Annotated in this window: 25 protein-coding genes; 14 read left to right on the top strand and 11 right to left on the bottom strand. The window is 43.6% G+C overall.

Going from position 1 to position 23,565, the window contains the following annotated elements; genetic code table 11:
• Positions 1–44: 44 nt before the first annotated feature.
• The 8 genes from MKO06_RS05660 to MKO06_RS05625 all read right to left on the bottom strand — a co-directional run bounded on the left by MKO06_RS05660 (position 45) and on the right by MKO06_RS05625 (position 10,123).
• The gene (locus MKO06_RS05660) at positions 45–827 is read right to left on the bottom strand and encodes an enoyl-CoA hydratase/isomerase family protein (RefSeq protein ID WP_241549682.1); all 783 of its coding nucleotides are present in this window, start codon (positions 825–827) and stop codon (positions 45–47) included.
• A gap of 5 nt (positions 828–832) precedes the next feature.
• Complete coding sequence (locus MKO06_RS05655; protein WP_241549681.1) at positions 833–2,287, bottom strand: sensor histidine kinase; 1,455 nt, start codon at positions 2,285–2,287, stop codon at positions 833–835.
• A gap of 41 nt (positions 2,288–2,328) precedes the next feature.
• Positions 2,329–2,877 carry a CopD family protein gene (locus tag MKO06_RS05650; protein ID WP_241549680.1) on the bottom strand — a complete coding sequence of 183 codons (549 nt, stop codon included), beginning with the start codon at positions 2,875–2,877 and terminating at the stop codon, positions 2,329–2,331.
• A complete protein-coding gene (locus MKO06_RS05645) occupies positions 2,877–5,984 on the bottom strand; it encodes a VPS10 domain-containing protein (RefSeq protein WP_241549679.1) in 3,108 nt (1,035 codons plus the stop codon). The genes MKO06_RS05650 and MKO06_RS05645 overlap by 1 nt, the downstream gene beginning before the upstream one ends.
• A gap of 61 nt (positions 5,985–6,045) precedes the next feature.
• Complete coding sequence (locus tag MKO06_RS05640) at positions 6,046–7,386, bottom strand: MATE family efflux transporter (RefSeq protein ID WP_241549678.1); 1,341 nt, start codon at positions 7,384–7,386, stop codon at positions 6,046–6,048.
• Complete coding sequence (gene hemH / locus MKO06_RS05635; RefSeq protein WP_241549677.1) at positions 7,386–8,420, bottom strand: ferrochelatase; 1,035 nt, start codon at positions 8,418–8,420, stop codon at positions 7,386–7,388. Before hemH ends, MKO06_RS05640 begins: the two co-directional genes overlap by 1 nt.
• 91 nt (positions 8,421–8,511) lie before the next feature.
• Complete coding sequence (locus MKO06_RS05630) at positions 8,512–9,222, bottom strand: ThuA domain-containing protein (protein ID WP_241549676.1); 711 nt, start codon at positions 9,220–9,222, stop codon at positions 8,512–8,514.
• A 10-nt stretch (positions 9,223–9,232) separates the two neighbouring features.
• Positions 9,233–10,123, bottom strand: coding sequence for an AraC family transcriptional regulator (locus MKO06_RS05625; RefSeq protein WP_241551029.1), 891 nt, complete (start codon positions 10,121–10,123; stop codon positions 9,233–9,235).
• Between the two features lie 200 nt (positions 10,124–10,323).
• On the opposite strand from MKO06_RS05625, the gene hemA reads away from it, so the two are divergent.
• From hemA to MKO06_RS05555, 14 genes are all read left to right on the top strand, one after another.
• The gene (gene hemA, locus MKO06_RS05620) at positions 10,324–11,580 is read left to right on the top strand and encodes a glutamyl-tRNA reductase (RefSeq protein WP_241549675.1); all 1,257 of its coding nucleotides are present in this window, start codon (positions 10,324–10,326) and stop codon (positions 11,578–11,580) included.
• A complete protein-coding gene (hemC, locus tag MKO06_RS05615; protein ID WP_241549674.1) occupies positions 11,577–12,494 on the top strand; it encodes a hydroxymethylbilane synthase in 918 nt (305 codons plus the stop codon). Before hemA ends, hemC begins: the two co-directional genes overlap by 4 nt.
• Positions 12,495–12,497: 3 nt before the next feature.
• Entirely contained in the window at positions 12,498–13,148 is a 651-nt protein-coding gene (locus MKO06_RS05610) for a uroporphyrinogen-III synthase (RefSeq protein ID WP_241549673.1), read from the top strand.
• A 34-nt stretch (positions 13,149–13,182) separates the two neighbouring features.
• On the top strand, positions 13,183–14,205 hold the full coding sequence (gene hemE / locus MKO06_RS05605) for a uroporphyrinogen decarboxylase (protein WP_241549672.1): 1,023 nt from the start codon (positions 13,183–13,185) through the stop codon (positions 14,203–14,205).
• Between the two features lie 52 nt (positions 14,206–14,257).
• The gene (locus tag MKO06_RS05600; RefSeq protein WP_241549671.1) at positions 14,258–14,686 is read left to right on the top strand and encodes a DUF6973 domain-containing protein; all 429 of its coding nucleotides are present in this window, start codon (positions 14,258–14,260) and stop codon (positions 14,684–14,686) included.
• A gap of 2 nt (positions 14,687–14,688) precedes the next feature.
• Positions 14,689–15,591, top strand: a complete 903-nt coding sequence (hemF, locus tag MKO06_RS05595; protein ID WP_241549670.1) for an oxygen-dependent coproporphyrinogen oxidase — start codon at positions 14,689–14,691, stop codon at positions 15,589–15,591.
• A gap of 78 nt (positions 15,592–15,669) precedes the next feature.
• Positions 15,670–16,653: a porphobilinogen synthase gene (hemB, locus tag MKO06_RS05590; protein WP_241549669.1), complete on the top strand. Its 984-nt coding sequence runs from the start codon at positions 15,670–15,672 to the stop codon at positions 16,651–16,653.
• Between the two features lie 60 nt (positions 16,654–16,713).
• Positions 16,714–17,067 carry a hypothetical protein gene (locus MKO06_RS05585; RefSeq protein WP_241549668.1) on the top strand — a complete coding sequence of 118 codons (354 nt, stop codon included), beginning with the start codon at positions 16,714–16,716 and terminating at the stop codon, positions 17,065–17,067.
• Between the two features lie 84 nt (positions 17,068–17,151).
• On the top strand, positions 17,152–17,637 hold the full coding sequence (locus MKO06_RS05580) for a hypothetical protein (RefSeq protein ID WP_241549667.1): 486 nt from the start codon (positions 17,152–17,154) through the stop codon (positions 17,635–17,637).
• Positions 17,638–17,767: 130 nt separating this feature from the next.
• Positions 17,768–18,886, top strand: coding sequence for a CNNM domain-containing protein (locus MKO06_RS05575; RefSeq protein ID WP_241549666.1), 1,119 nt, complete (start codon positions 17,768–17,770; stop codon positions 18,884–18,886).
• Positions 18,867–19,340, top strand: a complete 474-nt coding sequence (locus MKO06_RS05570; RefSeq protein WP_241549665.1) for a methylated-DNA--[protein]-cysteine S-methyltransferase — start codon at positions 18,867–18,869, stop codon at positions 19,338–19,340. The genes MKO06_RS05575 and MKO06_RS05570 overlap by 20 nt, the downstream gene beginning before the upstream one ends.
• A gap of 19 nt (positions 19,341–19,359) precedes the next feature.
• Positions 19,360–20,517 carry a serine hydrolase domain-containing protein gene (locus MKO06_RS05565; protein ID WP_241549664.1) on the top strand — a complete coding sequence of 386 codons (1,158 nt, stop codon included), beginning with the start codon at positions 19,360–19,362 and terminating at the stop codon, positions 20,515–20,517.
• The gene (locus MKO06_RS05560; protein ID WP_241549663.1) at positions 20,501–21,214 is read left to right on the top strand and encodes a 3'-5' exonuclease; all 714 of its coding nucleotides are present in this window, start codon (positions 20,501–20,503) and stop codon (positions 21,212–21,214) included. Before MKO06_RS05565 ends, MKO06_RS05560 begins: the two co-directional genes overlap by 17 nt.
• A 93-nt stretch (positions 21,215–21,307) precedes the next feature.
• Positions 21,308–21,667: a DUF6616 family protein gene (locus tag MKO06_RS05555; RefSeq protein ID WP_241549662.1), complete on the top strand. Its 360-nt coding sequence runs from the start codon at positions 21,308–21,310 to the stop codon at positions 21,665–21,667.
• A 41-nt stretch (positions 21,668–21,708) separates the two neighbouring features.
• Here MKO06_RS05555 and MKO06_RS05550 read toward each other — a convergent pair whose 3' ends face one another.
• From MKO06_RS05550 to MKO06_RS05540, 3 genes are read right to left on the bottom strand one after another with little or no spacing between them, the layout of a single operon-like run.
• Positions 21,709–22,362 (bottom strand): CoA transferase subunit B, encoded by a 654-nt coding sequence (locus MKO06_RS05550; RefSeq protein ID WP_241549661.1) that lies wholly within the window; start codon positions 22,360–22,362, stop codon positions 21,709–21,711.
• Between the two features lie 29 nt (positions 22,363–22,391).
• A complete protein-coding gene (locus MKO06_RS05545) occupies positions 22,392–22,757 on the bottom strand; it encodes a four helix bundle protein (protein ID WP_241549660.1) in 366 nt (121 codons plus the stop codon).
• Positions 22,758–22,789: 32 nt separating this feature from the next.
• Positions 22,790–23,488, bottom strand: a complete 699-nt coding sequence (locus MKO06_RS05540) for a CoA transferase subunit A (protein ID WP_241549659.1) — start codon at positions 23,486–23,488, stop codon at positions 22,790–22,792.
• Positions 23,489–23,565: the final 77 nt, after the last annotated feature.

Genomic DNA, 23,565 nt, shown 5'->3' with positions numbered 1-23,565 from the left:
ATTTAAGAAAAGAAAAGCCACGAATTTAACGTGGCTCGATCTTATTATTTTCCCGGAAAGTCGGCCTTTCGTTTATTCAAAAAGGCTGAAGTACCTTCCTTAAAATCGTCGGTTCCAAAGGAATGTCCAAATTCCTTGACCTCAACCTCGAATCCGTTTATTCCTTTTTCATAGTTGGCATTAATAGCCCTTATCGCCGCTGAAATCGCCACCATTGAATTCTTCATGATCTTCCCGGCTAGTTCTTTTGCGAAATCCAACAGGTCTTCCTGCTCTACTACATGATTCACGAGGTTATATTGCAAAGCCTGCTGTGCATCTATCATTCCTGCGCTCATGATCATTTCCATGGCCCTGCCTTTTCCAACCAGTTGTGGAAGCCGCTGGGTACCACCATAACCCGGAATAACACCAAGTGACACCTCCGGAAGGCCCATTTTAGCATTCTCGCTTGCGATCCTGAAGTGCGCCGCCATGGCCAGTTCTAAGCCTCCACCCAGTGCAAAGCCATTAATGGCAGCTATAACAGGTTTCGGAAAATTTGCTACATAATCGAAAAGTTTCTCCTGCCCGTCGGCTGCAAGGCGCTTACCTTCCTTGGGAGAGTAATCGGCGAATTCACTAATATCGGCACCTGCCACAAAAGCCTTTTCACCACTCCCGGTAAGGATGACCAGCATAACCTCATCATCGTGTTTGGCCGATTTAAGAGCGTCATGCAATTCCTGTATGGTTTCCCTGTTGAGCGCGTTCAGCTTTTTAGGCCTGTCGATCTTCAGGGTTAGAATATTATTTTCAATATGTTCTGAAATGTTCTGATAACTCATAATTATTATTTTGGAAATCGTACGTTAAATATAGTGCCTTTATTTTGTTTCGACACAAAACTGATGCTGCCGTTATAGGTTTCAACTATATTCTTCACCATTGCGAGCCCCAGTCCCATTCCACTGGATTTCGTGGTAAACTTAGGTTCAAAAACCTTTTCCTTATTCTCTTCTGAAATTCCCGATCCATTATCTGAAACCGAAACCAGCACATGATCTTCTTCCTCTTCCACAACGACAAGGATTCGCGGATTATCCACATCTTTCAGCGCCTGAATGGCATTTTTCACCAGGTTAGTGACTACCCTGATCAGTTGAGTACGATCGAACTTGGCAAGGATCTCTTCTTTTTCACATTTGAATTCAATGTATTTTTCATTGAAAATATCCAGCGCCAGTTTTACGATCTTCGGCACGTTCAGGGTTTCATTTTGCTGGGCCGGCATTTTGGCGAAATTCGAAAAAGCCGAGGCGATCGAGCTCATCGTATCTATCTGGCTTATTAAGGTGTTGCTGTATTCATCTACCTTTTGATTGATCTCCGGATCATTAGGATCAAAATTGCGCTGAAAACTTTGAACGCTAAGGCGCATTGGCGTTAATGGATTCTTGATCTCGTGGGCCACCTGCTTCGCCATCTCTCTCCAGGCCTGCTCTCGCTCCCCGGTTGCCAATTTCACTGCACTTTCCTCAAGCTCATCGATCATACTGTTATAAGCCGAAACCAGGGCATAGATCTCTTCGGTTGCATTTGACAACTCGATCTTCTGGTTGCGTTTATCAAGCCTGGTCTGGTTGATCTTTTCAGAAATGATCTTCAGCGATTTCGTAATGTATTTTGAAAGGAAGAAAGATAGAATAATGGCAATTACCAGCATGAACAAATACACTTCCGCCATGCGGACCAGGAAATTGTTCAGATCACGGTTCAACAGGCTGTCATCCTGCAAATAGGGCAGGTACATGATGGCCAGGGGCTTGAACTTGGGATCGAGAACGTAGGTATAGGCACTCTGGTATTTCTGGCCGTTCACTTCGGTCTTCTTCAAAAAGCTCTTATCGGGTGAAGCCGCCAGTTCTTTTAATATATCAGGTTCCAGCCTGGTTTTGGTGGTATCACGAAAGAAAGATTCGTCAGATTTTATGATCAGCTCACCATTAAGATCGTAGATATGGATCTGCATTTCATGAACCTCGGCCATCTCGTTGATCTTGTTCTGGGTACTGAAAATAGGTTCCAGGTTCTCGGTTTCGATCACGAAGGTGGTTTGAGATAGCACATAATTGATGTTCTCAAGAATGGCCTTTTCTTTACGCTCCAGTCTTTCCTCGTGGTAACTTTCAGCTTCCTGCTTATACTGGTAAACGGTCACCCCGAAAATAAGAATAGAGGCGCCCAGCACCAGGAGGATCATGGAAATAAAGATCCGGGTTCGTAAAGAAAGCTTCAGCAGTTTCATATTTTAATACTTGCCGGTATTTCTACAATTATCGCACCACATCAGGCTTTAGGGTTCTTTGCTCGAATTCTTTTATAAAGTTTGATCCCCAGCATCAATATGATTCCCAGCAGGAAGATCCCAATAACCCCATAGATCCAGTTAAGCGCATCCCTTACGATCACCAGGAAGATGACTGCGAACAGGATAAGGGTACTGCCCTCGTTCCAGATACGCATCTGGTTAGAAGTCCATTTCACAATGTCGTTCTGCAGCTGCTTATAGATCAGGTGGGTTTTAAAATGATAGGCATATAATAGCACCACGAAGGCAAGTTTAACATGCATCCACGGCTGTTGTAACCATTCGGGGATCATGAATAGCAAAATGAAGGCAAAAATACTCGCCAGGATCGCCGAGGGCCAGGTTATGATAAACCAAAGCCGTTTGGCCATCAGTTTAAGCTGTTCACCCAGAATGCTTTTTTCGGGCTCTTTCTTCTGAAAGGCTTCGATCTGGTAAACAAAAAGCCTGGGAATGTAAAAAAGCCCTGCAAACCAGGTGATCACAAAGATGAGATGCAGGGCCTTGATATAATTGTAATATTCCATTACTCCTTTTCAGCTTCCACGAACAGGTAATTCAGATCCAGTTCGTTGAATTCACGGTTAAATTCCTTTACTTCTTTTGAAAGAAGGGCATCGAACTTCTCCAGTTCAGCATTGATCTCGGCGGTAAGTTCATTTTTTACCGCGATATCCTGCTCGGTTGGTGGAAAATCATCCATCCCAACGAGGGCATTCAAATGCGCCAGTTTATTGGTAAGCTTGATCGGGAAGTTCAACGGATCCTGCCTGCTCTGATTTTTAGTTTGGTAAAGCGCGTTCTCGATCTCAGACAGTTCCTCGCTCAGGCCTTTGGCTTTTTCGATCAATGGCTGTACCTGTGGATTCCCTTTATATTGCTTCTGAAAATCCTTTAACTGGGCATCAATATCTCGCATCTTTTTGATGGAATTATGAGCCCGGTCTACGGTAGCATTCACATCGCTGATGAATTCATATTGCTCCCTCATACCTTCAATGTCCGTTTCGGCATTTTCATCTGGCAGGATGTTAAAGGTTTTGGTCATCACCTCTTCATCCACTTCCAGCACGACCTTGTATTCACCCGGAACCGCCTGAGGAGCTTCCAGGCTCGCCCACCAAAGGATCATACCGTCCAGTCTTTCGGCGCCCTTACCTTTCATATCCCAGGTGTGCATATTGGCACCTTTGTTGACTTTCAGCTTATTCTTATCAGATGAAGTGCTGAAAGATTGAATGGTATCATTATTGGAATCCAGGTAGCTCAATTTCACTTCTTTTTCTGAAGGATCTTCGAGGTGGAAATAAGTGATCACTCCTGAAGGATGATTGGTTCCTGCCGAATTCGATTTCCTCGAATAGCCATCCAGCCTGTAAGTATCCTTCGGCTGAAACAATACATTTTCGGCATTTCCATCTAGCTCATAAAGCTGGTGAAGAAGCGACAGGTCATCTATGATCCATAAACTTCTACCCTGAGTAGCTACGATAAGGTTATTCTGTTTAACAGCCAGGTCAGTGATTGGAACGATAGGCAGATTCAGCTGAAAAGACCTCCAGTTAGCACCATCATCAAAAGAGATGTACATCCCGGTTTCGGTACCTGCATAAAGCAAACCTTTCTGTTTTGGATCTTCTCTCAATACTCTTGTGAAATGTTCAGAAGCGATACCGTTGGTGATCTTTTTCCAGCTCTTTCCATAATCGCTGGTCTTATATAAGTACGGAGCAAAATCGCCGAGCTTATAACGGGTTCCGGCAACATAGGCAGTCCCTGCATCGAAAGCCGAAGGTTCAACGCTGTTGATCATCATCCATTCAGGCATTCCCTTTGGAGTAACATTGGTCCAGTTCTCTCCTCCATCACGGGAAACATGAATTAAGCCATCATCACTACCTGTCCACAGTACTCCCGGAGTAACCGGAGATTCGGCTGCCGCGAATATGGTGCTGTAATACTCTACCGAAGTATTGTCCTTTGTAATAGGCCCTCCGGAAGATTTCTGCTTGGATTTATCATTTCGGGTAAGGTCCGGACTTATCTCTTCCCAGCTCTGACCTTCATTGGTGGTCATATGTAAATGATTCGATGCTGTATACAGCTTATCAGGATCATGCGGAGAAAAGAAAATAGGGAAGTTCCACTGGAACCTGTATTTCAGGTTCTCGGCCCCATGCCCCATTGGGTTATCAGGCCAGACGCTAACGCTTCTAACCGTCCCGGTTTCGTGATTGTAGCGGGTTAGGAATCCGTCATAACTTCCGCCGTAAACGATATCACTATTTTCAGGATCTACGGCGATATGGGCGCTTTCCCCTCCAGCTGTCGATTCCCAGTGATCTTCATTAATGCTTCCGCTTTCGGTACGATGGCTGATCCTCACTGTTGAGTTATCCTGCTGGGCGGCATAAATTCGGTACGGAAATGCATTATCTGTGGTCACGCGGTAAAACTGCGCAGTTGGCTGGTTGTGGTAGGTACTCCAGGTTTCGCCCCCGTCATAAGTAACCTGGGCTCCTCCATCGTCACCCATGATCATGCGCTGCGGATCCTCAGGAGCGATCCAAAGATCGTGATGATCGCCATGTGGGGCCACATTGTCGCCGAAGGTTCTTCCGCCATCCGTACTTTTGTGATAATCCACGTTTAGGACGTAGACCACATCTTCGTTTTTTGGGTCGGCATAAATTCGGGTGTAATACCAGGCTCGTTGTCTCAATTTTCGGTCATCATTCACCTGGCTCCAGGTTTGACCGCCATTATCGCTTCGGTAAACTCCTCCTTTTTCCTTGTTCTCAACGATCGCCCAAACGCGTTCGCTGTTAACCGGGGAAACCGTCACCCCAATGATCCCTAAGGTATCGGTTGGAAAACCTTGATTTTTTGAGATCTCTTTCCAGCTTTCACCGCTATCGGTACTTTTCCAAAGGGCAGAACCTTCTCCACCACTGCTCAGGCTATATGGTGTACGCTGAACGTTCCAGGTAGAAGCATATAAAACTCTTGGATTATTGGGATCCATGATCAGGTCTACCGCACCCGATTGTGAATTGGAGAACAATACTTTTTTCCAGTTCTTACCACCATCGGTAGATTTATAAACCCCACGTTCTTCAGTTGGTTTATAGATATTTCCAAGGACGGCCGCATAAACCGTATTATAATCATCTGGATGGGTCACAAGGCGAGGAACATGCCTGCTTTGCTGAAGTCCGGCCTCCTGCCAGGTTTTCCCGGCATCTACACTTCTCCAGACTCCATAACCCGAAGAAACATTTCCCCTCACGGTCTTTTCACCGCCACCTACATAGATCACATTTGGATCGTCTTTTGCCACTTCAATGGCACCTATGGAACCCCCAAAATAGCCGTCTGAAATATTTTCCCAGCTTCTACCTCCATCCTTGGTCCTCCAAACACCACCGCCGGCAGCTCCAAAATAGAACAGGTTTGGTTTACCCGGTACTCCTGTAACGGCAGCACTTCTACCACCACGAAAAGGACCGATCAACCTGTATTCTAGCGTGTCATACAGTTTTTCATTAAAGTTCTGGGCATAGGTTTGATTCTGAAATAAGGCAGTGGCTGAAATAAATGCGCACAATGCCAGCTGAAGTAAATGTTTGTTCATTGATAGTATTTGTTTGAGAGGTTTTAAAGATAAGGATTTAACTCAATTTTCCTCAAAAAGCTTATTTCAGCGTTTTCACGATCTCGCGATTCAGAAAATAGGCGGTGATAATGGTCGAAATCACATCGGCGATCGGGAATGAAGCCCAGACCCCGATCTCCCCAAAATAATAAGGCAGGATAAGGATAAGCGGGATAAATACAAATCCCTGCCTGGAAAGCGTCAGCAAGAATGCCGGTACTGCTTTTCCTATTGCCTGGAAGTAGGCAGCACCTATCAATTGAATTGCGACTATTGGGGTTGCAGCGAACACCCACCTCATCGCCGAAGGTGTTTCTTCAACCACGCTGGCATTATCGGTAAATATTTTGACGATATCTTCGGCAAAGAACATGATGCCGAGGAAGACTAATAAGCCAAGCCCACAGGAATACAAAATGGCCGTATTGATACTTTTCCGGACACGCTCGTATTTTTCGGCTCCATAATTAAAACCGGCAATTGGCAGAAAGCCTTGTGTAACTCCCAGCACAGGGAAAAGTGCGAACATAAGCATCCTTCCAATGATCGCATATACGGCAACTGAATCCTCGCCTCCCAGGTCAAACAGGATATTGTTCATCAACAAATAGGTGACACTCACTACCGCCTGGCGGGATAAAGTGACCGTACCTAAAGAAGACATTTCTTTAATTATAGGCCTGTCAAGACGGAAGTGAGAAAGATCGATCTTGAGTTCAGAATTTTTCGAAATAAAGAACCAGAAAACATATCCACAGCATAGCACATAAGAAGCACTCGTGGCCCAGGCCGCTCCTTCCATTCCCATATCAAGCTGATAAATCAGGATATAATCCAGAATTAAATTACCTACTGAAGGAATGATCATGGCGATCATCGCAAACCTGGGTTTGCCTTCGGCGCGTATCACATTATTACCCATCATACAAAGCGCCAGGAATGGCACTCCGTAAAGGACAATTGTATAATAGATCTTAGCAGGCTCGAAGATATCTCCCTTCCCTCCGAAAGCGGGAATGAGTTCATTCATGAAATATAGACCCGGGATCACCAGGCCTACACTTAATATAAGCGTTAGGGTGATCTGGTTTCCGAAGGTCTTTAAAGCTTTGGCTTTATCGTCGCTTCCAAGCGCTCTTGAAATAATGGAAGAACCACCTATCCCGATGGCCATCCCAAGTGCCGCAATAAAAAAGGAAACCGGCAATACCACGTTAATAGCTGCAATGGCGATCGCACCAATCCAGTTTCCAACAAAAATGGTATCTACCAGTATGTTCAGCGACATGACCAGGATCCCCACAGAAGCGGGTACGGCCTGCTGAACCAGAAGTTTTGCAATTGGTTTTTCACCTAATTCCGCTGAACGGTGCCCCGGCATTAGGCTTCAACGGGCTTTTGATGGGCCCATTCGTCTATCCACCTGGATAGCACCTTTACCCATTCATCCCGATCATTAAGACATGGAACAACGGTAAACTTTTCACCACCTACTTCGTGGAAGATCTCCTCCCCTTCCATGGCGATCTCCTCAAGTGTTTCCAGGCAATCTGAAACAAAAGCCGGTGTCACGATAGCCAGCTTTTTCATACCCTGCTTTCCAAATCTTTCGATGGTACGATCGGTATAGGGTTTAAGCCATGGATCGAATCCCAATCTTGATTGAAAGGAAACGCTGTAAGTATTTGGCTTCATGCCGAGATATTCAGCCGTTAAGCGGGTGGTTTCGAAACACTGGTGGCGGTAACAAAACTGGTGTGCAGTAGATGGAGTTGAGCAACAGGAGCCATCTATTTTACAATGCGAATTGGTGATATCGCTTTTGCGGATGTGCCTTTCCGGCACCCCGTGATAAGAGAAAAGAAGGTGTTCGTAATCTACATCTTTCAGTCTTTCGGCAATGCTATTTCCAAGGGTTCGGATATAATCCGGGTGATTGTAAAAAGCAGGCACCGAAGTGAACTGCATATTCGGGAAATGTTTTTTCCTTAATTCTTCCGCCAGCACCAGGATGGTTTCGGTAGTAGCCATTGCGAACTGCGGGTATAATGGAAAAAGCAGTACCTCATCCACACCTTTATCATGGAGTTCCTGTAGGCCATCCATAATACTCGGACTACCATAACGCATCGCCAGCCCGATGGGAACTGAGGTATGGTCATCGATTTTGGACTGCAGTCTTTCAGATAATACAATTAAAGGTGAACCTTCCTCCCACCAGATCTTCTGGTAAGCTTCTGCCGACTTCTTGGGGCGGGTATTCAACACGATGCCCTTAACCAGCAGGGTTCTCGCCCAATATGGCACATCGATCACCCGCTCATCCATCAGGAATTCACCAAGGTATCGTTTTACATCTTTAGGATCGGTACTGTCTGGTGAACCCAGATTTACAAGTAGTACACCTTTACTCATAATTTTTCTTTTTCAACTCAAAAATACTATTCCTACACAATCTGAAAACAGTTCTTGTATCGGAGTTTTCTATGGCCTAATAATTATTTGACTACTGAAACAATGCAAAGTCTATACAGCGTTTCACATGCTCCCTGAAATTCGGTTCTGAATAAGACTCGGCAGTATGCCCGCCGCCGGTATAGATAGCCTTCCCGCCGCCAATCAGGTCCTGGTACCAGGCAATTGGATGGTCTTCACCATTCTTTCCGCCTTTATAACTTTCTTCGTTCAGTTTTAACAGAACATGAAGATCGGGCCTGATATTTTTATAATTATACCACTCATCCGTGCGCTTCCAGGTTTCCGGCAAATGTTCCACCGTAAAATGCTCCGGCATTACCACTTCAATTTCTGCAGGCTGAATTTCGGGATGACTTTCAAAATAAGCCCCAACAAGCCTTCCGTAGAAAGGCCAGTCATATTCGGTATCTGCTGCGGCATGTATTCCGAAGAAATTCCCTCCTTTTTCGATATAATTCTCAAAGACCAATTCTTCTTCTTTATCAAAAATATCCCCGGTCGTACTCAGAAAAATGATAAGATCGATCTGAGCGAGATCATTTTCCAGGAAGAACCGGCTGTCATTACTCACCGTAGTCTTAAAATCCATTTCGTTACCCAGCTGCTGAATGGCCTGAATCCCGGTTTCTATCGAGGCATGCCTGTATCCCTTGGTTTCATGAAATACCAGAACATTTTTCTGTGCGAAAGTAACAAGGGAAAATAAAAGGCAAAAAAGTAGTGAACAGAATATCCTCATTAGAAAAACTTTAATTTACAGAGAGCGTATATTTCTTTGGAGTGGTGCCGAATTTCTTTTTGAATCCGGCTATAAAATGACTGGCCGTACTGTAACCTACCTTCAGGCCAACTTCATTCACATTATATTCTCCAGTTTCCAGCAATTTCCTGGCGTATTCCATTTTATAATCGAACAGGAAACTATAAACAGAATCACCATAGATCTGCTTAAAACCTTCCTTGAGCTTTTTCAAACTAAGACCAATTTCATCTGCCAGCTCCTGTAGGGATGGCGGTTCAGCCATTCGCGCGATAACGATGTCCTTGGCTTTCCTGATCTTTTTAATGTTCTCTTCATCGCTCAGGAATGGACACTGTTCCAGGTCAGGATTTTCCGCTTTATTAAAATGAAGGCTCAGCAATTCGTAAGCCTTCGCCCGGAAATATAAATTCTTGATACTCGGCGTTAAACTGAAATTCATCAACTGGTTGAGCACGATCGCCATCGAAGGCGAAACGGGAGAGTCCTTATAATATTTCTTATCCCGGTTCTCTTCACTGAGGAAGGTGATATAATCGGCTTCCTGTGAGAAAAGGGCATGAAATTTCTTAATGGAGATCACCAGTGAAATAAGCCAGGTATCGGCCTCGAGCGATACATTCAACGGCAGATCCCGTTGCGGGTTATATAATAGCAGTGAATTCTCTTCGGAAAGCGGCAATTCATATGAGCCATTATTGAAAAGAAATTTGCTGTTTCCCTTTACGCTGAAGTGAAATTGAATGAAACTATTGTCGATGTCGCGAGACATGAGCTTAGTAGAATTGGTATCATTCTGAAACTTCAGGATATAAAATCCATCTTCTACTTTTATCTCTTCAGAAATACTTACAGCGTTATTTTTTAAATCATCTTCCATCATCAAAACAATTTATTTATTTAGAATGAGTCTAAACTAATCCTTCCGAAACCGGCATAAGCACTACAAAAGTAGCTTATTTTGTTATTTTTAGGCCCTTTTAGATGATATTTATCATATATCGACATATTTAGTGCTTCCAGCGTTACTTTTTCATTTTCACTTACATTATTTTTGCCACCGTATCCACAAATAGATACATGGAAGATTATCACATTTCGAGAGGAAAACATTTCTACACCATAGGATTAAGCTACAAGAAGGCTGATGCAGAGATCAGAGGTCACTTTAGTTTAGATGAGGATTCTAAAGTGAGATTGCTGCAACAGGCTAAGGAAGAGGGCATAGATGCAATTCTGGTCACCTCAACCTGTAACCGTACAGAGATCTATGGTTTTGCACAGCACCCCTTTCAGCTAATCAAGCTTCTTTGCGAACACACCCACGGAACCGTTGAGGAATTCGAAAAGGTAGCTTATGTATATAAGAACAACCAGGCTATTTCACATATTTTCAAGGTTGGAACCGGCCTGGACAGCCAGATCCTTGGGGATTTTGAGATCATCAGTCAGCTTAAGACTGCCTTTATCAGGTCCAAAAAACTGGGACTTGTGAATGCCTTTTTAGAAAGACTGGTTAATGCCGTGATACAGGCCAGCAAGCGCATCAAGAACGAGACAGAGATCTCAAGTGGAGCTACTTCGGTTTCATTTGCTTCTGTTCAATATATTCTGAATAACATCAAGGATGTTTCAGAAAAGAATATTTTGCTGTTTGGGACTGGAAAGATTGGCCGCAATACCTGCGAAAACCTGGTAAAACACACCAGGAACAATCATATCACCCTTATTAACAGAACAAAAGGCAAGGCTGAAAAGATTGCCGGGAAGTTCAATTTGATCGTGAAGGATTATGCCGATCTACAAGCCGAAATTCGCAACAGCGATATTCTTATTGTAGCCACTGGCGCTCATAATCCTACCATTTCAAAGGAATTGATCTACCCAAAGAAGGAATTGCTGATTTTGGATCTTTCCATTCCGAAGAACGTTTCAGACGATGTGCAGGAACTGGAAAATGTGAAACTGATCCACCTTGATCATCTTTCACAAATGACCGATGAGACCCTGGAGCGTCGCAAGCAATTCATTCCGCAGGCTAAAAGCATCATTGATGAAGTGGAAGGCGATTTCAACCGATGGCTGGAAACCCGCAAATTTGCGCCAACCATTAAGGCTTTAAAGAAAAAGCTGAAAACTATGAAAGACGCCGAACTTGATTTTCAGCGTAAAAAAATTTCAGGATTCAATGATGAACAGGCCGAGATCGTAAGCAACAGGATCATTCAGAAAATAATGAAACACTTCGCGAATCATCTTAAGGAAGATTCAGAAACTACCGATGAAAGCCTCGAGCTAATACAGAAGATGTTTCAGCTAGAAGAGCTCAGCAAATGAGCAGAACCATAAGAATAGGCACCCGGGACAGTGAATTAGCCCTTTGGCAGGCCACGACCGTTCAAAACGCTCTGGAAAAAACCGGTCACAAAACCGAACTGGTTCCTGTTAAATCAACCGGCGATCTTAATCTCGACCAGCCATTATATGAAATGGGCATTACAGGGATCTTTACCAAGACGCTGGATGTGGCCATGATAAAAGGTGAAGTGGATATTGCCGTTCACTCGATGAAAGACGTGCCCACTGCCCTTCCTAAAGGCATCGTTGAAGGTGCGGTCATGAAAAGAGCCAACACCAAAGATATTTTGATCCATAAAGGACTGGATTTCCTGGATTCAGAAAGCGGCACCATTGCAACCGGAAGCCTGAGGCGTAAAGCTCAATGGCTGCACAGGCATCCCGGCCATAAGGTGGTGGATCTAAGGGGGAATGTGAACACCAGGATGCAAAAACTCGAAGCCAGTGACTGGAATGGTGCCATCTTTGCGGCAGCCGGACTGGAACGAATCGATATAAAACCCCATAATTTTATAGATCTCGACTGGATGATCCCGGCACCCGCCCAGGGAGCCATGCTAATCGTTGCCATGGAAGAGGATAATCATTGCAGAAAGGCTCTTGCCGGACTGCATCACAGGAATTCAGGGATCGAAGTCCATGTAGAGCGGCAATTTCTAAGAAAACTGGAAGGTGGTTGTACCGCACCAATTGGTGCTCTAGCCAGGATTCACAAAGACGAACTGCATTTTAAGGGAGCGCTTTTCAGCCTGGATGGAAAGCAGAAGATCGAAGTAGAAAGAAGTGTTTCTATTGACCAAATTGAGGATTTCGGAATTTCCTGCGCAGAACATATACTGGAAAACGGCGGAAAGGAACTGATGACCCACATCAAAAGCATCTTAAATAATTAGGAGATGCCTACTGTTCTTGCTACCCGTAAGCTTGCTCCAAATCAAAAGGAATTATTGCTGAATGCTGGCATCGGTCTCGTGGAATATGATTCCATTCAGATCGAATTCATCGATTTTCAGCTACCGGAAAAGAACCTCAAAAATGTGATTTTCACCAGTAAGAATGCGGTTAGAGCTATTGAGAAAAAAGGGCTTAAAATTGAAAACTGCTATTGCGTAGGGGAAAAAACGGCAGAGCTTCTGATAGCCAAAGGATTTCATGTTGCAGAGACAGCCGATAACGGACAGGAACTGGGCAAACTACTGGTAGAAAAACATGCTGAAAAGCATTTTCATTTTTTCTGCGGAAACAAAAGAAGGGACGAATTGCCAGCAATTTTGAAGGAAAACCAGGTTAAACTCACAGAAACCGAAGTCTATAAAACAACGTTAAATTTCAGGCAATTTCATTCAGAATTCGATGGCATTCTGTTTCTTAGTCCGAGTGCGGTGAAATCATTCACCAAAAAGAACAAGCTGGACACCACCGCTTTTTGCATTGGAGAGACCACGGCCGCCGAAGCCAGAAAACACACAAAAGATATCGTGATCGCCTCCAGGCCCAGTATTGAAAACTTAGTTGCCAGGCTGGTATCACATTTTAAAACGAATTAAATTTATCAGGCCAACTGATCAAAAATAAGACAAGATGATAAAGAACGATCTGTTATTGAAAGCATTAAAAGGAGAAAGCGTGGAGCGGCCTCCGGTATGGATGATGAGACAGGCAGGGAGATATTTGCCAGATTTCATGAAGCTGAAGGAAAAATATGATTTCTTCACCCGCTGCAGAACTCCCGAACTGGCCACCGAAATTACCGTGATGCCAATCAGACAGATCGGTCCCGATGCCGCGATCCTTTTCAGCGACATACTTGTAGTGCCTCAGGCCATGCAGGTGGAGATCGAAATGAAACCAGGAGTTGGCCCATGGGTTCCAAACCCTATCAAAACCGCAAAAAAGGTGGACGAGGTGATCGTACCGGACGTAAAAGAAGAATTGGATTATGTCTTCCAGGCGATCAAAATGACCAAGCAGGAATTGAATGACGAGGTTCCGCTAATCGGTTTTGCAGGATCACCATGGACCATTTTATGCTACCTGGTACAGGGACAGGGTTCCAAGAATTTTGATAAGGCCAAGAAGTTCTGTTTTTCAGAACCTATTGCTGCTCACAGGCTGCTTCAGAAGATCACCGATACCACCATCGCGTACCTTAAAGAAAAGGTGAAAGCCGGAGTGGATGCGGTTCAGCTTTTTGATTCATGGGGAGGTCTACTGGAACCAAAGGATTACCAGGAATTCTCGTGGAAATATATGCAGCAGATCATTACAGCACTAAAAGATGAGGTGCCGGTTATCGCTTATGGTAAAGGCTGCTGGTTCGCACTGAAGCAAATGTCTCAAAGCGGTGCTTCGGCTCTTGGAGTTGACTGGACCTGTGAAGCCAGAAACGCAAGATATCTAAGTGGAGGGCAGATCACTCTTCAGGGTAATTTTGATCCGGCAAGGCTCTATTCAAAGCCACAGGAGATCAGGTATATGGTGCATGATATGATCAATGCTTTCGGCAAGGATCGCTATATCGCGAACCTTGGGCACGGAATTCTTCCAGATATCCCGGTAGAAAACGCCAGGGCTTTTGTGGACGCTGTGAAGGAGTATCGTTAAAATGATCTGGAAGCGGTTTAGGAAGCTGAAGCTCTCCGAGTTAAAACACCTGGTGAGATTAGGCATTTCGAGGCCACTTCTTATTTTACCGACCTACAGGGCCACCGAAAGAACGCTGGAATTCTGCGATGATAACTTCGGAAAGGAACATCACGGGAATTCAAGAGCCAATGCGGTAAGGCATGCTCTCTGGAATTACCTGATCTGTGAAAGCTGTTTTGAACAGGGAATTTCGAAGGAAGAAGCTGCCGCATGGGCTGAAAAACTGACCAGCCTTCATGAAGAGCTGGCTCCAAATTCTGAAATAGAACGGAAAATGGACCTGCACAATAATGCGGTTGGAAGAAAGTTATTTTTGAAGGATAGCACCGGGGATATTTTTGAAATCCTGCTCAAAATGGCTGAAAATTCGAGGGCTGTAAAAGGTATTTCGGGGATAAATTCAAAAGTTGAAGGGCTGGTGCATATCGAGAAAACTTAGAAATGAAAGAACGTTTTTATAAATATATTGAACAACTTCAGGATAAGATAACTTCAAGGCTTGAAGAAATAGACGGAAAGGCCAAATTTCGCCAGGACATTTGGAAACGCGAAGAAGGAGGTGGCGGAAGAACTCGTGTCATTGAAAATGGGAAGGTTTTTGAGAAAGGCGGTGTGAACATTTCAGCAGTGCATGGGCCGCTTGCACCTGCAATGCAAAAATATTTCAAGGTGGGCGATGTGGACTTTTTCGCCTGCGGACTCAGCCTGGTACTCCACCCCCAAAACCCAATGGTTCCAACCGTTCACGCCAACTGGAGGTATTTTGAGATGTATGAAAAAGACGGTACGGTGATCGATCAGTGGTTTGGTGGCGGCCAGGATCTTACTCCCTATTATTTATTCGAGGAAGATGCCCGGCATTTTCACCAGGTATCGAAAAAGGCCTGTAATCCGCATGGATTTTCGTTCTATTCGGAATATAAAAAGAAGTGTGACGAATATTTCTGGAATTCCCACAGAAATGAAGCCCGTGGTATTGGTGGTTTATTCTTTGATTACCTGAAGGAAGATGATAGGATGAAGATCGAAGACTGGTATGATTTCGTGACTGATGTAGGCGATTCTTTCTTATTAGCCTATATCCCGATCGTTCAGAAACGGAAGGACATGCCTTACACCGAAGCCAACAGGAACTGGCAGGAAATTCGAAGAGGCCGGTATGTGGAGTTCAATTTAGTACACGACAAGGGCACTTTATTCGGATTAAAGACCAATGGCCGCGTCGAGAGCATCCTGATGAGTCTTCCGCCCCATGTTCAGTGGGTTTACGATCACCATCCGGAACCGGGAAGTGAAGAAGAAAAATTACTTGAAGTGCTTGAGAATCCCCGGGAGTGGGTATGAAAATAGCTTTCAGCTGTAAGTGCTAAGCTGTAAGTTGAAGACTGTATAAAGTATCTGATAAATTAAAATCTAACAAAAATGCTTAGAAGAAACCGAAGATTACGAACAAACGAAGCCATTCGATCTATGGTAAGGGAAACTTCCATTTCACCTAATGATTTTATAGTGCCTTTGTTCATCGTTGAAGGCAAGAACGTAAAAGATGAGATCAATTCGATGCCTGGATATTACCGGTACAGCCTGGACCTGATCGAAAAAGAGGTGAAAGAACTATGGAGTTTAGGATTGAGATCGGTTCTTCTCTTCGTAAAGGTTTCTGAAGAGCTTAAAGACAATGCCGGAAAGGAAGCTATTAACCCGGAAGGTTTGATGCAGCGGGCGGTTAAAACCATCAAAAATGCGGTGCCAGAAATGATCGTGATGACCGACGTGGCTCTGGATCCCTATTCAAAATTCGGACATGATGGGATCATCGATGACGGGAAAATTCTGAATGATGACACTGCTGCCGTTTTAGCTGAAATATCTCTTTCCCATGCAAAAGCCGGTGCCGATTTCGTCGCGCCTTCAGATATGATGGATGGTAGAATCTTCGAAATTCGAAGTCTATTGGAAGATGAAGGATTTCACGATACCGGGATCATGAGTTATAGTGCCAAATACGCTTCTGCCTTCTACGGACCTTTCCGCGATGCCCTGGATTCCGCACCCGTAGATGCTCAAAATATACCAAAAGATAAGAAAACCTACCAGATGGATCCCGCCAACCGCGAGGAAGCTGTTAAGGAAACCCTGATGGATATTGAAGAGGGAGCCGATATCGTAATGGTAAAACCCGGCTTATGTTACCTGGATATCGTAAGGGATATCAGGAACGTGGTGAACGTGCCGGTGGCGGTTTACCAGGTAAGCGGGGAATACGCGATGATCAAGGCAGCTGCCGAAAAAGGCTGGCTGGATCATGATGCCGTTGTACTGGAACAGCTTACTGCCATCAAACGGGCAGGGGCGAGTTTGATCGCCAGTTATTTCGCAAAAGAGGCGGTAAAAATAATTTCCTGAGACCTAAAAAAATAACTAAAATTTTAAATTTCGAATCCACTTCCTTTATACATTTAGGTTGTGAAAAATTCTGCTTATAGTTTTTCGAAACTGCTGTTTTTGCTGGTATTCATGCTGGCAGGCTGCTCAATTTTCGCTTCGGAAAACACGCAGAGTAGCGATTTTTATCAAGCCGAGAGCGATACTTTTAAGTCAGCTCCCTCCAAAATCTTTCTTCCAAAAAACCTGAACGAGGATAGCCTGCTTCAAAAAGCTGAAGAAGAACCAATTTCAGAATTTAAATTACAGACTTCTTTTTCTGTAACCGACTCTTATCCTGAGTTAAAAAAGGAAACATCAAAAGCTCAAATTTCGGCTGCGAGCAACAAGCAGATTCTGTACCGGCAGATCTTCCCCTTCCATTTTTTCTGGTGATCCCAGGCATACTTTTGGATTTTTACCGCCAACCTTGCCAATCGAGGCAGGATCAGCCATTCATTCACCTAAATTTTATTAAAAATGGATATTTATTCATTAGCTATCGGTGTACTGCTGTTAGCGAGCTTCGTGGTACCCGTTATTTATATTTTAATCGATAAACACCTTGAAGATACAAGGGACAAAAAATTCATTCAAAAGATCGCTTCAGAAAATAATCTGAAACTGGACACCTTGGAATTCCATCCTCCACTGGCCCTTGGGCTGGATTCGGCTGGCAAAAAATTCCTGGTCGCCAATATGAAAGAACGTTCTGACTATGATATCATCGACCTGAAAAAAGTGAAAAAAGCAGGTCTCAATGTGAATCATTTACCTGAAACTTTCGACAATCTTAAAAAGCAAAAGGTCCTTCACCTCAGCCTTCAGCTGGAAATAACCGATCGGGCGAGTAAAAAAGAGATTTGTCTTTATGATGAGGATGATGAACTTAGCTTCGAACCAGAATTTAAACTGAATATTGCCAGGAAATGGGACGCGATGCTTCAAAAGAGCATGCTAGCTTAATCCAGAAATAGCTTTTTTTAAACACAGCCTTTCCGCCCTACGGGAAGGCTTTTTCTTGCTTTTATAATTTCTTTTAATGAATTTGATGTCAGAATATATAAATTAGCCAGTCTAATACTCAGTTAACTATATGGGCTTATTATTAGTTTACGCCACTTTATCCATTTTCTTTTCATTCATGTGCTCGATCCTGGAGGCTGCTTTGTTAAGTATCACGCCTTCCTACATCAAGATCAAGAAGAAAGAGGGAAAAGCATACGCGAAAACGCTGGCTGCCCTAAAAAGAGATATAGATAAACCGCTAATCGCCATTCTTACCATCAATACCATTGCGCACACGGTGGGTGCGATCCTGGTAGGTGTGCAGGCCGAAAAGACTTTTGGGGATGGAGGCAATTCGGTTGTGATCGTTTCGGCCATTATGACTCTTGCCATATTGATCCTTTCTGAAATCATTCCGAAGACCATAGGCGCCACTTACTGGCAATCACTTGGCAATTTCACAGCGAAATCTCTTAATATCATGATCTTTCCGCTAAAGTATACCGGGATCTTATGGTTGCTGATGCTTACTACGAAACTAATCGGGAAGTCGGCCCACGTGAGCAGTATGAGTCGTGAAGAATTCGCCGCGATCACCGATGCTGCCGAGGAAGAGGGAGTATTCGAGGAAAGTGAAACGACGGTGATCAAGAATTTGCTGGTATTTAAGTCGGTTGAAGCCAAGGATGTGATGACACCTTTTTCGGTAGCCATCACGGAAGATGAAAGTACTTCGCTGGAAGAATTTCACAAAAATCATAAGAATCTTAAATTTTCGAGGGTTCCGGTCTATAAGGATCGCTCAACCAATATTTCCGGTTTTATTCTAAAGGATGATGTGCTGGAAGAAATGATCGAGGAAAGAGGTCAGCAACCTTTAAGCAGTATAAAACGTGATATCCTGGTAACCAAAGACAATACGCCAATTCCTGAACTATTCGAGATCTTCGTTCAGAAAAGGGCCCATATTTCCATGATCGTGGACGAATTTGGAAATACCACCGGGATCGTGACCATGGAAGATATCATAGAAACCCTGCTTGGTCTCGAGATCATGGACGAAAGCGATAACGTGGAGGATATGCAAATGCTTGCCAGGAAGAACTGGGAAAGACGGGCTAAGCGAATTGGACTCATACAGCGGAAACAGGACCAGGAAACCGAAGAATCTGTAGACGAGATCAGCGATGAAGAAAGCGAGAATTAAAACCCCGCTGGGAATTGCCGAACTTGCAGGTGATGAAAATGGCCTTTCGTATTTCAGTATCCTGGACGACAAAGAAGAATTCGATAAAGAAATCCCTTCCGAATTACAATCGGCTGCTGAACAGGTTTCAGAATATTTCAACGGGAAGCGCGAAAAATTCGATCTCAAATTGAACCCTCAAGGCACTGAATTCCAGAAAAAGGTCTGGAAAGAACTAATCAATATCCCTTTTGGCCACACGACTTCGTATCTAGAACTCTCAAGAAAATTAGGTGATGAAAAAGCTATTCGGGCCGTCGCCTCTGCCAACGGAAAAAATCCCTTATGGATCCTTGTTCCATGCCACCGGGTCATTGGCAGCGATGGATCACTTACTGGTTACGCCGGCGGACTGCATCGCAAAAAATGGCTGCTGGAACATGAAAACCCGCCAATCCAACAACGTTTATTCTAAAAATCATTAAATTGATTCTATGAAAAAACTTGTCAATTTCTTACTCCTTTTTTCAGTTTTTCTTCTTTTTAGCTCCCTGATCCTTTATATACTTGGTTACGGGTATATTTTCAAAGCCATTCGCACCACTTATTTTACAGGCCATAAAACCGCCTTCATCGATGATCACCCCTATTTCGAAAACAATTTTATTTCGAATGCAGACTCCATACAGGAATGGCCATTGCACGGGAATTACAATAAAACGAAGTCTACTCGAACATTAGACAGCCTAAACCAGGAACTGGAAACCGCAGCTTTCCTGATCATTAAAAATGACAGTATCTGGTTCGAAAACTATTATGGCGAGTATGGTTCAAAATCAAAAACGAATTCGTTCTCGATGGCAAAAAGCATAGTTTCTGCTCTTATGTTCAAAGCGATTCAGGACGGATATATCGAAAATATAAATCAGCCTGTAGCCGATTTTTTTCCAAAATTTGATCCCGAACTCAGTGTTGGAGATCTTGCTTCGATGGCTTCTGGTCTTAACTGGGACGAAAATTATTTTAACCCATTCGCTTCCACTGCAAGAGCTTATTTTGGAGAGGACATTAGAGAACAGGTGCTGGAGCTTGAGGTGGTTGAGGAACCGGGACAGGAATTCAAATACCTTAGCGGGAATACGCAATTACTGGGGATGGTCATTGAAAAGGCTACCGGCAGAAGCCTTAGCGAGTATCTAAGTGAGAGTTTCTGGAAGCCGTTAGGTATGAACGACGATGCCTTATGGCAGGTAGACAGCCAGGAAAATGACATGGAAAAGGCTTACTGCTGTATCTCCAGCAATGCCCGGAACTTTGCCAAATTTGGCAAATTGTTTTCCAACTATGGTGAATGGAACAACAAGCAGTTGCTCGATTCAGCTTATGTGGCATTGGCTTCCCAACCAAGATTTGAAGATGCTCCGTATTATGGATATGGCTTCTGGTTAAGCGATTATCGAAATAAGAAAATCGTCTACATGAGGGGGATTTTAGGCCAGTACGTTATAATGATCCCCGAAGACGATCTCATAATCGTAAGACTTGGCAGGCAAAAACTGGAAAAACCAGAAGGCGATAAACATTACAAGGACTTTTATATGTATATTGATGAAGCTTATAACATGCTAAATAACAATGCTTCACAAAATTAATCTTGAGAATGTCCTGTTTCTCGACATAGAAACGGTACCCGAATATCATTCCTATTCCGAACTCAGCGATGAGAAAAAACAGCTATGGGAGGAAAAGTCCAAATACCAGAGAAAAGAGGAAATTACCGCTGAAGAATTTTACGAACGTGCCGGTATCTGGAGCGAATTTGGAAAGATCATCTGTATCTCGGTTGGTTTTTTCAGCTTCAGAAATGGTAGTAGGAGCTTCAGGATAACGAGTTTTAAGGGAGATGAACCAAACTTATTAAAAGAATTCAATGCCTTGCTGGAAGAGCACTTTTTCCAGCCTTATCACCTGCTTTGCGCCCATAACGGCAAGGAATTCGATTTTCCGTATATCGCCCGCCGAATGATCATCCACAACTTAAGGTTGCCCGCCAAGCTAAACCTCTTTGGAAAGAAACCCTGGGAGGTGCCTCACCTGGATACCCTGGAGCTATGGAAATTTGGCGATTATAAGCACTATACTTCACTAAAACTACTTACCCACGTACTCAATATTCCGTCGCCTAAAGAAGATATTGATGGTTCTATGGTTCGAGAGGTCTATTATGAGAACGGTGAACTGGACCGGATCGTGGAATATTGCGAAAGAGATGTCCTGGCGATAGCCCAGGTCATCCTTCGATTAAGACAGGAGCCGCTTCTGGATGGGAATGAGATCACTTCGGTTTAAATTATTCTTAAAATACTGTTATTCAGCGCTCATAACTTGGTATTAGGGATTTGAAATGATTAAATTAGAGAGAACCAATAAAAATCACGTGTTATGTATCTCTATATCGAAATGTGGAATGTTACTACAAAATGGATGAAATTAAGCCATGAGGAACGAAAAAAGCTAATGGATGATATGAAGTCCAGGATCAGTAATATGAAAGCCAGTGGTGTAGTAAACCTGGGGTGGGCAAGAAATGACGAGCACACTCCCTACCGAAGTGACTACAGGTATATGACGGTTTGGAAAATGCCTTCAATAAGCGAGGTTGAATTACTTGAAAAAAATCTGAAAAAAGCCGGCTGGTATGGATATTTCTCCCAGGCTAACTCCAGGGGACAATTGATCTCACAGGATGAAGCCATAGATTTCCTGGTGGATATAGAAGAAAACTCCACCTCGGTGGCGTAAAAAAGAAAATAAAACTGCCGGGAAATCCCGGCAGTTCTTTTTTATAATTTCATTTCTGGAATATCACCTTCCACAACCAGACTCCCCTCTGTCGCTTTCTTGATCTCCTCCACACTTACTCCAGGAGCTCTTTCAAGCAGTTTAAAGCCATTTTCAGTGACTTCCAGCACCGCGAGGTTAGTTACGATCTTGGTAACGCAACCAACACCCGTTAAAGGCAGGGTACATCTTCTTAGTAATTTCGACTCACCCGCTTTATTGGTATGCATCATGGCTACGATGATATTTTCAGCAGAAGCCACCAGGTCCATGGCGCCTCCCATTCCCTTTACCATTTTACCAGGGATCTTCCAGTTAGCGATATCTCCATTCTCGGCAACTTCCATCGCTCCCAGGATAGTTAGGTCTACATGCTGCCCCCTGATCATTCCAAAACTGGTCGCGGAATCAAAGAAACTAGCTCCAGGCAAAGCAGTAATCGTTTGTTTTCCGGCATTGATCAAATCGGCGTCTTCTTCGCCTTCAATCGGAAATGGTCCCATTCCCAGAATCCCATTTTCACTCTGGAATTCCACCTGTATATCGTCTCTAACAAAATTGGCCACCAGAGTAGGAATACCAATTCCCAGATTCACATAATAACCATCTTTAACTTCCTTGGCTATTCGCTGTGCTATTCCGTTTTTATCAAGCATTTGTCTTAATTTTTTAATTTGAAAATTGGCTAATTTGAGAATCTGCTTTTCTTGGCAGAGCTGATTATCTTCGAAAGAATTTTCATGATCTCATTAGCTTTATCCAAAAGCCCTGTAGTTGGATTTGGAAGAACTTCAGATTTCGAACATAGCTCTAACCAGTAAATTGTTTCATCTGCTTCCTTGGCAGCTATTTTGAATTTATGAATAAAATCAGCCTTACTCTCGGCATTCTGAGCTTCCTTCACATTTGCTCCAATTGATGTTCCGCTTCGGAATAATTGTGAAGCAAGCTCAAATTTTCTTTCATTACGCAGAACTTCAGTAAACAGAATAATCTCTAGCGAAAAATCGAAAGTTTTACTCACTATTATATTCTGTTTATCATCTCTCACATTAGAATTTTCAAATTGGTTAATTTTCAAATTTATTTAGTCCGAACAGTGCGTTGCTCGATCCTTTTTTCGTAATTCTTGCCTTCGAAGATTCGCTGAACGAAAATTCCGGGGATATGGATCTGGTTTGGATCCAGTTCACCTGGCTCAACGAGTTCTTCAACTTCAGCAACTGTTATTTTTGCTGAACCACACATACACGGATTGAAATTTCTGGCAGTTCCCTTGAAAATAAGGTTTCCTGCCTTGTCCCCTTTCCAGGCTTTTACGAATGCGAAATCGGCTTTAAAGGCTTCTTCCAGCACGTACATTTTGCCATCGAATTCACGGGTTTCCTTATCCTGGGCTACTTCGGTTCCATAGCCGGCAGGAGTATAGATAGCCGGAAAACCCTGTTGAGCGGCCTGGCAACGGGCTGCAAGCGTTCCCTGCGGAATAAGCTCCACTTCCAGTTCGCCGCTGAGCATTTGCTTTTCAAAAATGGCATTTTCTCCCACATAGGAAGATACCATTTTGTCGATCTGTTTTTTGTGAAGTAGCTGCCCGAGCCCGAAATCATCTACCCCGGCATTATTAGAAATACAGGTTAATTTCTTTACATCAAGTCGTACCAGCTCTGATATGGCATTCTCCGGGATTCCGCATAAGCCGAATCCACCGAGCATAAAGGTCATTCCGTCCTTTACGCCTTCCAGAGCTTCCTGCACATTTTTAACGGTTTTAATGATCATTTTTTAAAATTTTATTCCGAAAAATACGAAAATAAACAAGTGCTCCCAATGATAATTGGGAGACATCCTGTTTAAAT

The sequence above is a fragment of the Christiangramia oceanisediminis genome (assembly GCF_022570735.2).
Lineage (GTDB): Bacteria > Bacteroidota > Bacteroidia > Flavobacteriales > Flavobacteriaceae > Christiangramia > Christiangramia oceanisediminis.
The sequence above is the reverse complement of the archived record's forward strand: the minus strand, read 5'-3'. Positions and strand labels throughout refer to the sequence as shown.